Raw genomic sequence first — 11,662 nt, 5'->3', positions numbered from 1 at the left:
GCACTAACGTTAGATTCTGATCTCTACGCGCTTTTTCCTTTGAGACATTGAGGTATCTGAGGCAGCTACCTGTGGTGAGGGATTAAAATTGCTCTGATTTGAACTTGCATAAAAGCCATGTTGAGTGAGTGCCTTGGCTGAATTGTCTTGAGAGTCTGCTGTGGGTAGTCCCGGAGATTGATGTTCGACTTTCTCTGGCTTGGAAAGGTCAACTCCAGTCGGGCTAGGGGAATCATCGACCCTGGATGTTCCTGGATTTAATCTGGCCTGATTTTCATGCACATGGTCTTCGAGATTAGTTATTCTAGTATTGTGTGCCTTGAAACCGCTATCAATTTCCATTTTCATAGCATCAATTTGCGGCTGCACGACATCATTTAGTGACCTCTGTTTCTCACTATTTTTCTTATCTTTCACTTTACATATTATTTTCTCAGCCAATTTTTCATTCCGCGAATCTTCGGTTTCTTTGAACTCCTCTTTCGCATCATTTTCACCATTAATGAGCCCTACTAAATTATTTATTTGACATGCTCCTGCTACTAGTAAGCCCAAAGTTGCAGCAGCGGGGAAGGTTATATGAAGAAGGACAGCAGCTCCCTTAGCAATCAGGCCTCCCGTACCTACAGACAATGCTGTACCTGTTAGTATTGATTTAATTTTCATATTGCACTTTATTATTAATTTTTAATATATTGATAGTTAACAAATTATTGGTAAGAAAATTGTGATTCCGTACGATTTTCAGATATTCCCTTTCGTTGATGTCCTAAGTTTTCAATTAGCCCCAAAACTTCTTTAGCCAGTGCCAATACTGTGGCATGATGTTCAGCCGTATCTTTGTAAATTTGGCTTATATAATGAGGATCAGAGACAGCGAGCTTAGAACAAAAATCAGGATAAGATTCAAGAGCTAAAGACAGTTGCGCAATGGTCTCTTTCATTTCTTTTGTTGTCTCAGATGCCCCTTTTAGTAACCGGTAGTCTTTTTTTAATTTAGCAGGATTTGAAAAAAATCTTTGTTGCTTACCAGGAGATTTATCTAATTGAGGTAATTTGGAAAACTCCATATTTTCTTCTTCTATAGCTTGATTTAAAACCTGACGAATCTGTTGTCTGTCTGAAATAACTTGATCAAGCAGACTATCAAAATCTTCAAGCTCCTGACGCCAGTTCGATTGTCGTTTGTATTTTTTGGGTTTTTCATGAGTAACTGACTGAATAAAAAGGGAGGCGCACAGAGTATAAGCCCCTAACCCAATCACCAAGCCAGGAGTACCCAGCACGGGATAAGACAAAAAAGTCATCGCATATGAAGCAGCAGTGAGGCTCAACCAGGTTAGCTGCGGAAAAAAAGTAGCGATGAGAAGAGTAGTTAAACGGGTCAGGTGTAAACACAGTAAACCAATATCCAACGTGAGTTTTGCAAGTACCGCCAAGGCAGCCTTTGGTGCCTTATAGAAATGCTCTTCTGCTACGGAAAAATGGAGTGTGAGCAAGGAAGAAACTGCGTTAACCAGTTCTTTAAAAGTCTCAACAACCAGGGTAAGTCCGGAATACAAATACCGCCACTGCCATAACCACATTGAGGCATTAATTTGCCTAAACTCATCGAAATTCTCGATACGATGAAAAAAATAGTCTTTGGGCTTTACCGAAAGGTTTGCTTTGAGCGCTCTTAAATGCTCAATTTCTATTTCAGAAAAATACTCTAACATGCTTTTATCCTTTAACGCATCACCAGGAAACGGTTACTGATCAGCGTCCCTTTGAAAATATGGATATCTGTCTTTCTGAACCACTCTCAATTAGAGAGTAATGATATTTGAGGTTTGTATTTTGTTCTTACTCTGACATGCAACTTTGGATTCACCCTTTAATTGACTTGGAAAAACAACCAACAATACCCGGGTAGGTTGAGGTATTGTAGAATTTTCCACCGTTTATCCATGAGTTGAACGTATAAAACCTTTTTCCATATTTCTGAGGTACAACCGGTACTTCAATGAGGGGGGCATGATACATAACTGCCTTTTTATTTTCAATAAAAAAAGCGGTTTCAATAGGAAGTGGCTTCTAAAGAAGCCTAATTTGTTCAATAAAATCAGCTAGGGGCACATAGGTTGCCCACGACTTAAAACGGAATCTTCCTACACCAGCTTTTCAAGGGTGTTAAATTCTATATACTTAGTTCCTTCGGATAATTTAGGTAATTAGCAACATTGCAGGGAACGCATAATGAGTACTATTTTTTCATCGGAAATAAAAGACAACATCGAAACTGATAAAGTCGCCGCCGTTTTAAAATGGATTCTTCTGATAACTGCAATCATCTGCTTTATGATCCTGATATGGGGTACAGTCAAGACTTATCAACTAGCCCCGCCATTACCGACGAAATTTATCAGTGAATCCGGCGAGACTATCATTACTGCCGACGATATCATTGCGGGCAAAGCGGGTTTTCAGCGTGCTGATCTGATGGATTACGGTAGCCTATATGGTATGGGCTCGTATTTCGGTGAGGATTTCACTGCGAAGTACCTTGTCCAGCTTGGACGATTAATTGAAGAAAACATCGCGCAAACAGATTTTGGGAAATCCTTTGCCAATTTATCAGCGGGGGACCAATACGTTACTCGTAACAAGATGCAGCAACTTTTGCATGGAATAAGACTCGATCAAAGCACAGCCATTTTATTACCCCCTGTTGTAAAGGCTGTCAGGCAATTGCAAGTCGACATATCGCAGGCACTTCTTAACCATAATTTTGAAACGGGTTACACCCGCGCCTATAGTCTGGACAATCAAAGCGCGTTACAAACGGCCAGTTTTTTAATTTATTCCTCGCTGACCACCATTGCCCACCGACCTGGGAAAAATTATTCCTATACGAATAACTGGCCGCATGAGCCAACCATGGGCAATCTCCCCACCTCCGCAACTTTCTACTGGACCTGGATTTCCTTTTGCTTTGTATTCCTTGGTTTTGGGGCGGTGCTTTATGTCTATCATCGCTATTTAAGCGAAGTGGATACGGGCGTCAAGAGCCCTGTCCTTTTAGGCTTTAAACCGCTTACACACAGTCAGCGAAAATTGGGCCAGTATTTTGCTATTGTGGCCGTTTTTCTATTAACCCAAATCCTGGTTGGTGCGATCATGGCGCACTACTATACCGAACGGGATGGGTTTTATGGCCTCTCTATTAATGCCTTTTTGCCATTCAATTTCCTGCGTGATGTCCATACGCAAACACCCATTATCTGGATAGGGCTTTCCTGGATTAGCGCGGCTATATTTCTCGCGCCCATCATTAGCGGCAAGGAAGCCAAAGGACAGGGGTTTTTAGTCGATTTGCTGTTTTGGGTCACGCTATTGGTGGTTGGTGGAGCGATTCTTGGCAATTATCTTGGCATTATGGGCTATGTAAATCCTGTCTGGTTTTGGTTGGGTAATCAGGGCTTGTCCTATATTCAACTGGGCAGGCTCTGGCAAATCGGCTTTTGTATCGGCCTGTTTCTCTGGAGTTTTATTGTTTTCAGGGGTATGTGGCCGACCTGGGAGCAACTAAAAACAGCCACCGTGGAGTTCTGGACTGGTCGAATCCGTCTGGAACATCTTTTTTGGGCAAGCACAATCAACGTCGCGGTACTGTATTGTTTTGGTATGATCCCTTTAACGGGCATTGAAAAATCCTTCACCATCACTGATTTTTGGCGTTGGTGGGTTGTGCATCTTTGGGTAGAACAGTCCTTTGAATTTTTTACCGCCTGCGCAACGGCCTATCTTTTAATGGGGACCGGATTAGTTTCCAGACGGTTAGCGGAACGTATTGTACTGCTTGAGTCAATCCTGATTTTTCTTGGCGGCGTTATTGGTACAGGACACCATTGGTATTGGACGGGTACACCCGATATCTGGATACCGTTGGGAACCATGTTTTCATTTATTGAAGTATTGCCACTCGTCCTGTTAATTATTGATGCGATTGAGGATTATCAACGCATCAGGAAACAAGGTAATTTTACTTATAAGTTGGCTTATCTTTATATTCTCGGCGCGGCTTTTTGGAATTTTGTCGGAGCAGGGGTATTCGGCGGCGGGACACTGAATGCCCCGCTAGTCAATTTTTATGAGCACGGTACCTTCCTTAGCCTGAATCATGCCCACACCGCCTTATTCGGCGCGTTTGGTTTACTCGCACTGGGGTTAATTTATTTTTGCCTGCGTTATGCGGCAGGGAATCAACTGATCTGGAGTGACCGGTTAGGGGTATGGGCATTCTGGCTTTATAACGCCGGTCTGGTTCTATGGATTTTTTTAAATTTCTTCCCCATTGGTTGGGCTCAATTGATGGATGTTTATGAAAATGGGCTTGCCCACGCAAGAAGTCTTGAGTTTTACAATACCACCTTGTTATGGCAATGGTTACGCCTTCCCGGGGATGTGGTATTTGCGCTGGGTGCATTATTAATGGCGTACGATTTCTTCATTAAATTGCGGCCATTTTTTCCAAAATTGGCTCGGGCACGTAGCATGCCTGCCAGGGTTATGACTGATTAAGCGTTTAAAATAAATTGATTGTCTAGAGCGCTTATTTTTGCGAGACAGCCAAAGCCCCTTGCTTTGGCTTTCCCTGACTCGTTGGCCTTGTTCTGATTTAATCCGTGGTTATCTCAGTTTTTGCGCAAAGAGGAAACCAAATAAGCCCTGGATAGGTTTCCCATGCTCATCCAGTTTATGAAGGTTGCCTACCGTTTCTTTGTATTCCAGAATTGACCAGCCACAATCCTGGTAAAAATGATACAGCTCGTCTTTCTCTGCTAAAAAACTAAACGATGAGGGGTAAATATAGGGCTCTGCCTTGATTGGAAAAACCAGGAAATGAAAGCCTTGAGGGGCGGTCATTTGTTGGAGTTCAGTTAACAACGCCGGGATGCGTTTCGCATTTAAAAATTGCAAGGTAACCGTTGAGTAGACAAAATCATAGGCTTGATGGGCTGGATTTAATGGCAAATTGAAGTCATGGATAATCGTTTGAACCGTTGTCAGCCCTTCTTTCTGAGCTATCTCGGTTATTTGTTGCATGGCGGTTTCATTGATGTCCATGCCCGTTACGGAGTGCCCTAATGATGCCAAAAATAAGGGATTCCTCCCGGAGCCACATCCTACATCCAGTACGGCCATTTTTTCTTGCTGGTGAAGATAGGTTTGGTACACCTGCAACAAGTCACTGTGGATTTGGGGAAGGCCATATTTTTTAGAGAAATAGCGCTGTGGCTTGCAATAAAACTGGAGTGATGCGCGCCAATTGTCACTGAGTGGGACGATTTTATGCCAGGAAGCTGGTGGTATTAATAATTGGGGTTCCTGCTGATTAACCCGATGCCGTGCTAACTCTTCTTCAGCGCCATTAAGAAAAATAAAATCGATTTCACCTTCCCTTAGTTGCAACAGACCCCAGGTTCCCTCTTTAGTGCTGTGTTTGTTTAAAAAGAATTGCAGTTTTCCCTGCTCGCTGAGTTCGATTTCTTTGTAGCATCGTAATTCATCGTGATTAATCAGCATGTCCTATTCCTAACTCGTGCTTCAGAACTTGAATTTTAACAAGCGTCGCCCCGTTGTAAAGGAAGCATCGGTCAACCCAGCATGATTTGGCCTTAGGCAGGGGGAGGAAATGGACGCAAAAGGCCAGGTTTTTGCCAGGCCTCAGAAAGTCCTTGCCCCATCCTGGCTATGACTTCAAACAAAAAGAGGAACGTTCCAGTAGCCAGCAAATAGTGGATATATCGTATATAATGATCAATCAATTGCCCTATTTTTCTCTATGGATAATTCTGAGCTTCTGAACATAGCGCGAGAGGCCTGTGCATATGCCAGGGAACACATCAGGCAAGGTGGGATACCTGGCGGCGATGAACTGCAAGACAACTATCCTGAGCTTTATGAGCAAAACGTTGCTGATATGCGAGCTCAAGCGGATGAGTTATGGGAAGTTTTTTGTCAGTATAAAGGTGTCGACGAACACTCTGAACGCGGTCAGTCAATTAGAAGGCACGCCCTAGAACTCCTTGTTTTAGAAAAAGGAATAGGCCATTGTGGCGAATTTGCCACACTGGCCTTCCACTATATCCAGAACAATTACCCTGAACAACTTGCAGAAATAAATCTGACTGTCCTTGGGGTTAATGGCAGCACACATATCGTAGTCAGTTTGGGGAGTGAGGAGGATAGGGTTATCTGTGATCCCACCCTGGATATTGTTTTCGAATTAAACAGGGAACCGGAAAAATTACAGGATTTCAGTCAATCTCGCAGGAAGGCTATTTATTATCCGTACTTTTCCGAGGATCCCCCTCTCAGGGAATTAGCCATACACAATCCAGACGGAGAGCTTAATCAGGAGGAATTGCAAGAATTAAGTCAATTCAAAAGAGGAGTAGACCCCGTCAATGAGTTGCCATCTACTCACGCAGGGGATGTGGAAGAAAACCTGAGTCAGGAACAAGTGTTTAAACAAATCTGTTCTGCAGCAATTGCAACGACCTATACGAAACCTGCCGAGTCTGCAGCGCCTGAGGAAAGGCTCAAATACGTTTTGCAATGCTACATCAAAGCACGAGCAGAAGAGGCTGAGACTGTTTTAAATGAAGAAGATAACTACGACGAAACCAATATAAATCCTGACCCTTTAAAACTCAGATATAAATTGATGTGGTTGAAATCACGATTTAGTGCGGAAGACAAGATTTGTACAGCAACTAAAGTGATCAAAACCTTGGATGGTATTAATAAAAATCCCATTACTGCAGGGGAATTAGAGATTCTCAAGGATGGCCGCCTTGGTGCAGCGACCAAACCCTTTCTTGATATTCTGCAAGCCATGTGTGAAACCGGGAACAAATGACAAGATTAAAAACAGCAGTGATGAAAGCAAGTTTGCAGTTGTAGCATCGTCATTGCTTCTTCGCAGCTTCAGAAATTGGATTTTAATAAGCGCTATACGGTTGTCGAGGGACTCCATTTGTCAGCCTGTCATGATTTTCAGCCTCAGGCAGCGGAGTAAACAGACGATAAATGCCAGGTTTATCCTCGTGGGTTTCAGAACGCTTTTGTTGATTGGTATGTGTCGATTGGTATGCGAGGTAGGCTGCTGTAATGAGTAAAGCAGCGGGCCAGGATATGGCAGCGACAGTGACGATAAAAGTCGGCCCTGCTGTATTATAAACTAGATTTTTCCAGAAATGGGCATTGGCGTTATGGCGTTCCAGGGTTAATTCGGTGAGTAGTTTCCGGTGTGTTGGATCGTTGGCCTGTTGGCCGTTTAATAACTCCCGTTGTACAGCGAGGTTTGCCTGGGCACACTGTTTGAATTCATTGGCAGTGGCGTATAGGGCGGAGCCTAACATCATACTGAAAACATAAGTCAGGGAAAGACTGCCAAACAACAGGAAAATCACGCCAAATCCAACAGCCTGACAGCAGGCAGCGGTGAAGTTAAACGCATAATAGGCTGATTGAGCGTCCCACTCATCCTGTAATATATCCATTTGGCGCTGAATGATTGCCATTTTTTGCGAATCGGCAGGCAAATTTTCCGTTTGTTTTTCTAATTCCTGGATCCGGCCATGATGTCTTGTTGCGTCAAATAACCAATGGGTTACTACCAGCGCGACATTAAAAACCAAAGAAACAGCAACGGTATTGACTATCGCTGCTGTTGATAAACGAAACATTTCCTGGCGGTATATTAATAAATTTACGGTACCCCAAACGATGTCATTTAACATCGTAAAACCACGTTGTTCCAGCTCATCCAGGAAAACTTTTTCACTGGATAATTGGTTACCCAGATGAGCCTGAATAGTATATTTGCACATTACCACGAGGTTAATCATGAAACGGGAGGAATAGATCCCCACACTGAGGGCGGATAAAAAATTATTTGGTTTATTGAGTATTTGCAGGAAATCATCCGTACTGTAATGGTTGCCCAGTTTCCTGTTTATCCCCTCAATAAAATCAGGCAGTGCCGGTTGCAGCGACAGCACGACATGGTGTGCAAGGTTGTGACAGTTATTCCAATAAGTACGGTAGTCATCCAAACGAGACAAATGGTCATTTAATTTGGCGGTACTGATTAAGGAACGGGCAAAATCCAGGAACTTATCGATCGCGCTATTCCAGAGGAAGGTGCCTGTGTGATTTTTATCGTTTTGATTGCCGGATAAAGGATTATTGTTTCTAAAAATCGTTATTTCACGTTTCTTTTTCTTAAGCTCATCTGACTTCGCCTGCACAAAATGGGATTCATAATATTGAATCATCAAATCACATAAAGCATCTACCATGAGGACGATTTCATTTTGACGGTCATTTTCCCAACGGGTTTTATTGGACATAAAGAGCTGATACATCGACGCAAACTCTGCATCCAGTTGATTTAATTTAAAATCATCAGCCCTGAAATCAAAATGGCCTTGCCGCCTGGAGGCTTTGTAAAAGAAGGAGTCTTTTATTTGATTTATTGGTGATAAAGGCATGCCAAATGTCTACAAGAAAGCGGTCTAAGAAAAATTAATCTCTCGATTTTAACAGTTGGTATAGCTTTTGTTCAACCTTTCGCCGCTTGCTTGAGTGAGCAAGTATAGACCATGTGGTCTATAATTTTCCTTAGTACCAATACGGAGAACCGCTATGACGAAGAGAAAAGACAAACAACCTACCGAGAAAAAGTTAAATAAATTATCTGATAAAGAGCTGAAGGAAATATCAGGTGGTGCGGAAGGAGAAAGAGTCGACAGGGCAAGAGTTGACAGGTTAGTAATGAAGCCAACAGGCGTTAGGCGCTGGAGAGAGTAAGTATTATCCTGAATGGCAAAAGACAAATGGCTGGTCCTGACGAGAAATAGACTAATCAGGCTAATGGTATTCGCAAACAGATAAGTTTACATTTATCATCTATTCTCCACTAACCAACGATTCTTTTTACTGGTTTTTCTCAGTATTGGATCAGAGAAAGATGCACAAAATAGCTATTATTGGCGCGGGTCCATCAGGCCTGACTTCCACTGTCGCAGCCATTAAAGAGGGATTAGCCCCAACCCTTTTTGAAAGGTCCTACCGGCTGGGTGGCGTTTGGGGTCCGGATAAACGAGGCATTGATGATGCAAGTACGGCCTGGCCCGGCATGCGGGTTAATATCTCTCGCCATACAGGAACTTTTTCTGATTTCAGTTGGCCTAAGGAGGCCAGTGATTTCCCTACCACTCAAGAGGTTTATGACTATTTATGTCATTATGCCCGGCATCATAAGCTTGAGCCTTATATTCAATTTAACTCACAAATTATTCAAATAGTCCCTAAAGATAGACACTGGCTTGTGCGCTGGCAAACCGATCATAAGCAAACTCAAGAAGCATGCTTCGATTCGGTCCTGATTTGTACCAGTAAATTTTCCCATCCTTTTATTCCCCCTTTTCAAGGATTGGAGACATTAAAAGACAACATGCTCCATAGCGCAAAATATCGCGGTCCAGAAACCTTTAAAGATAAAACGGTGTTAGTGGTAGGCGGTTCATTAAGCGGTACTTCCATTGCAGAAGAATTGGCAAAAATGACCTCGGTGATTCACCTGATTCGTAAAGAGCGTTGGATGGTCAAAAGATACCGCTCCTGCGATCCCAAAAATAATGGCCCTCTGCTGCCGAGAGATCTTTTGAAATCTTATGCCGATGCACAAGAAGTACTTTCAAACGAAGAACAATATCAACGGATGCTTGAGCATTGCGCTGAGCAAAATGAATGTCCTGAATGGCGTATGTACCCTCACTCACCCGTCGATTTTGTCATTGCAGATGAGTATTTGCATTGGGTTCGTAGCGGTAAACTGAAACCTGTACGGGGCGATATCAAGCAGTTCAACAAAACCAGCGTTACCCTACAAAACGGTGATCGCCTTGATTTTGACTGCGTTATTTTCTGCACCGGTTACCAGCGAAATTTATCCTTCCTGCCCGATGCGTTGCGCTTACAATCCCCACTTTTTGAAGATACCTTTCCCACCGACTTTAAGGGCATTGCTTTTATTGGTATGTACCCGGGGGCGCGTGGTGCGGTATTCCCACTGGCTGAACTCCAGGCAGAATTGGCTTGTGCCGTATTTAGCGGCCGATATACCCTGCCTTCAACCGGGCAGATGCTAAAAGAAATTGCCGAAACACCAACCAATCGCGACGAAGTACAATTTACGATCTCCTTGGCTGAGCGCTTGGGTATAGCACCCAATCCCGACTCCTTTCCTCCAGGGATTCGCCGCCTGTTAATTCATGGCGCTTACACGCCAGCGCGGTTTCGCTTGACAGGGAGGCATAGCAATCCTGCGATGGCCTTAGACCTGATGAAAGAAACAGAGCGTCATCGACGTCAACTATTACGGTCAAAAAATAAAGAGTAAATTCCCATTTTGAAATCTCGCGTTTGTTAATTATAGTGATGGCACAATAAGCGTCGGTGCAAGACGTTTTTCAGAGACATTAAAATGAAAATAAAAAAAGTATTCATTCTTGGCGGGTACGGCAATTTTGGTCGTTATATTGCAAAGGTGTTGAGTACGAATCCCAATATACAATTAATCATTGGCGGGCGACGCCTTGAGAAGGCGCAGGCCTTTGTTAAAACCCTGGAGCCGATTCATCCTGCCCAGGCCATTCGCTGCGATATTTCGCAAAACCTGGCAACGATCTTTGCAGCGGTTCAACCCGATCTTGTTATTCATACTGCGGGTCCTTTCCAAGGCCAGGACTATCGGGTCGCCGAAGCCTGTCTGGAGCAAGGTTGTCATTATATTGATTTGTCTGATTCACGGGATTTTGTGTATGGCATCTCTAAACTGGACTCGGAAGCAAAAGAGAAAAATCTTTTCATTTGCAGCGGTGCAAGCTCCCTGCCCGCATTAACCAGCGCTGTTATCGACCATTATCTTGATCAATTTTCAGTCCTTGAGAAAGTGGACTATGCCATCGCAACGGCGCAATTAACCAATCAGGGACTAGCAACCACTGCAGGTGTTCTAAGTTACGCCGGGAAACCTTTTTATACCCTGATTGATGGCAAAAAACAGCTGATTTATGGTTGGCAAGATTTGCAATTAAAACAATTCTGGCAATTGAATAAACGCTTTCTCGGTAATTGTGATGTCCCTGATTTAGCCTTGTTTCCCGAACGTTATCCCCAGTTAAACACCATTCGCTTTCAGGCGAGTCTGGAATTAAGAACCTTGCATTTAATTTTATTTTTTATGTCTTGGCTGGTCAGGCTTAACCTCTTTCCTTCTCTCGATAAATCTGCTGTAGCGCTCCTTAAAATCTCGCATTGCTTCAATAGATTTGGCCATGATAATACTGGTTTTTATATGGAACTCTCTGGCTTGGATCACCAGCAAGAGGTTAAACAAATACGCTTTGATATTTACGCAAAACACGGTGATGGCCTCTATATACCCTGTGTCCCGGCGATTTTACTCGCGGAGCGATTAAGTGATGAAGAACAGCGTTTATCCGGTGCTACGGCCTGCATGGGGCAGATTTCCCTCACTGATTATTTAGATACGTTACAGCGGCTACAATTGGATATTAGTTGGCGGGAACAATAATGAGGAAAT

Annotated in this window: 9 protein-coding genes; 5 read left to right on the top strand and 4 right to left on the bottom strand. The window is 43.3% G+C overall.

All coding sequences use genetic code 11. The annotated features are described in order from the left end of the window. Positions 1–9: 9 nt before the first annotated feature. The gene (locus Lfee_RS08390) at positions 10–666 is read right to left on the bottom strand and encodes a hypothetical protein (RefSeq protein ID WP_058445757.1); all 657 of its coding nucleotides are present in this window, start codon (positions 664–666) and stop codon (positions 10–12) included. A gap of 44 nt (positions 667–710) precedes the next feature. Beyond that, the gene (locus Lfee_RS08385; protein WP_058445755.1) at positions 711–1,718 is read right to left on the bottom strand and encodes a hypothetical protein; all 1,008 of its coding nucleotides are present in this window, start codon (positions 1,716–1,718) and stop codon (positions 711–713) included. A gap of 520 nt (positions 1,719–2,238) precedes the next feature. On the opposite strand from Lfee_RS08385, the gene Lfee_RS08380 reads away from it, so the two are divergent. Beyond that, positions 2,239–4,563, top strand: coding sequence for a nitric-oxide reductase large subunit (locus Lfee_RS08380; RefSeq protein WP_058445753.1), 2,325 nt, complete (start codon positions 2,239–2,241; stop codon positions 4,561–4,563). A 108-nt stretch (positions 4,564–4,671) separates the two neighbouring features. On the opposite strand, the gene tehB is transcribed toward Lfee_RS08380, so the two are convergent. Then, the gene (gene tehB, locus Lfee_RS08375) at positions 4,672–5,568 is read right to left on the bottom strand and encodes an SAM-dependent methyltransferase TehB (protein WP_058445751.1); all 897 of its coding nucleotides are present in this window, start codon (positions 5,566–5,568) and stop codon (positions 4,672–4,674) included. A gap of 259 nt (positions 5,569–5,827) precedes the next feature. Here tehB and Lfee_RS08370 point away from each other — a divergent pair, with 259 nt between their 5' ends. Next, on the top strand, positions 5,828–6,907 hold the full coding sequence (locus tag Lfee_RS08370) for a hypothetical protein (protein ID WP_058445749.1): 1,080 nt from the start codon (positions 5,828–5,830) through the stop codon (positions 6,905–6,907). 82 nt (positions 6,908–6,989) lie between these two features. Here Lfee_RS08370 and Lfee_RS08365 read toward each other — a convergent pair whose 3' ends face one another. Then, the gene (locus Lfee_RS08365; protein WP_058445747.1) at positions 6,990–8,543 is read right to left on the bottom strand and encodes a hypothetical protein; all 1,554 of its coding nucleotides are present in this window, start codon (positions 8,541–8,543) and stop codon (positions 6,990–6,992) included. Between the two features lie 154 nt (positions 8,544–8,697). Between Lfee_RS08365 and Lfee_RS17015 the strand changes: the two genes are divergently transcribed. From Lfee_RS17015 to Lfee_RS08355, 3 genes are all read left to right on the top strand, one after another. Beyond that, entirely contained in the window at positions 8,698–8,862 is a 165-nt protein-coding gene (locus Lfee_RS17015) for a bacteriocin (protein ID WP_112854677.1), read from the top strand. A gap of 160 nt (positions 8,863–9,022) precedes the next feature. Beyond that, positions 9,023–10,456: a flavin-containing monooxygenase gene (locus tag Lfee_RS08360; RefSeq protein WP_058445745.1), complete on the top strand. Its 1,434-nt coding sequence runs from the start codon at positions 9,023–9,025 to the stop codon at positions 10,454–10,456. A gap of 84 nt (positions 10,457–10,540) precedes the next feature. Next, entirely contained in the window at positions 10,541–11,653 is a 1,113-nt protein-coding gene (locus tag Lfee_RS08355) for a saccharopine dehydrogenase NADP-binding domain-containing protein (RefSeq protein WP_058445743.1), read from the top strand. Positions 11,654–11,662: the final 9 nt, after the last annotated feature.

This window comes from Legionella feeleii, assembly GCF_001467625.1.
In the GTDB taxonomy this organism is placed as follows: domain Bacteria; phylum Pseudomonadota; class Gammaproteobacteria; order Legionellales; family Legionellaceae; genus Tatlockia; species Tatlockia feeleii.
The sequence above is the reverse complement of the archived record's forward strand: the minus strand, read 5'-3'. Positions and strand labels throughout refer to the sequence as shown.

Excerpts from the sequence above, each read along its gene's own strand:
- Lfee_RS08390 (WP_058445757.1), bottom strand. The coding sequence starts at position 666 with ATGAAAATTAAATCAATACTAACAGGTACAGCATTGTCTGTAGGTACG.
- Lfee_RS08385 (WP_058445755.1), bottom strand. The coding sequence starts at position 1,718 with ATGTTAGAGTATTTTTCTGAAATAGAAATTGAGCATTTAAGAGCGCTC.
- Lfee_RS08380 (WP_058445753.1), top strand. The coding sequence starts at position 2,239 with ATGAGTACTATTTTTTCATCGGAAATAAAAGACAACATCGAAACTGAT.
- tehB (WP_058445751.1), bottom strand. The coding sequence starts at position 5,568 with ATGCTGATTAATCACGATGAATTACGATGCTACAAAGAAATCGAACTC.
- Lfee_RS08370 (WP_058445749.1), top strand. The coding sequence starts at position 5,828 with ATGGATAATTCTGAGCTTCTGAACATAGCGCGAGAGGCCTGTGCATAT.
- Lfee_RS08365 (WP_058445747.1), bottom strand. The coding sequence starts at position 8,543 with ATGCCTTTATCACCAATAAATCAAATAAAAGACTCCTTCTTTTACAAA.
- Lfee_RS17015 (WP_112854677.1), top strand. The coding sequence starts at position 8,698 with ATGACGAAGAGAAAAGACAAACAACCTACCGAGAAAAAGTTAAATAAA.
- Lfee_RS08360 (WP_058445745.1), top strand. The coding sequence starts at position 9,023 with ATGCACAAAATAGCTATTATTGGCGCGGGTCCATCAGGCCTGACTTCC.
- Lfee_RS08355 (WP_058445743.1), top strand. The coding sequence starts at position 10,541 with ATGAAAATAAAAAAAGTATTCATTCTTGGCGGGTACGGCAATTTTGGT.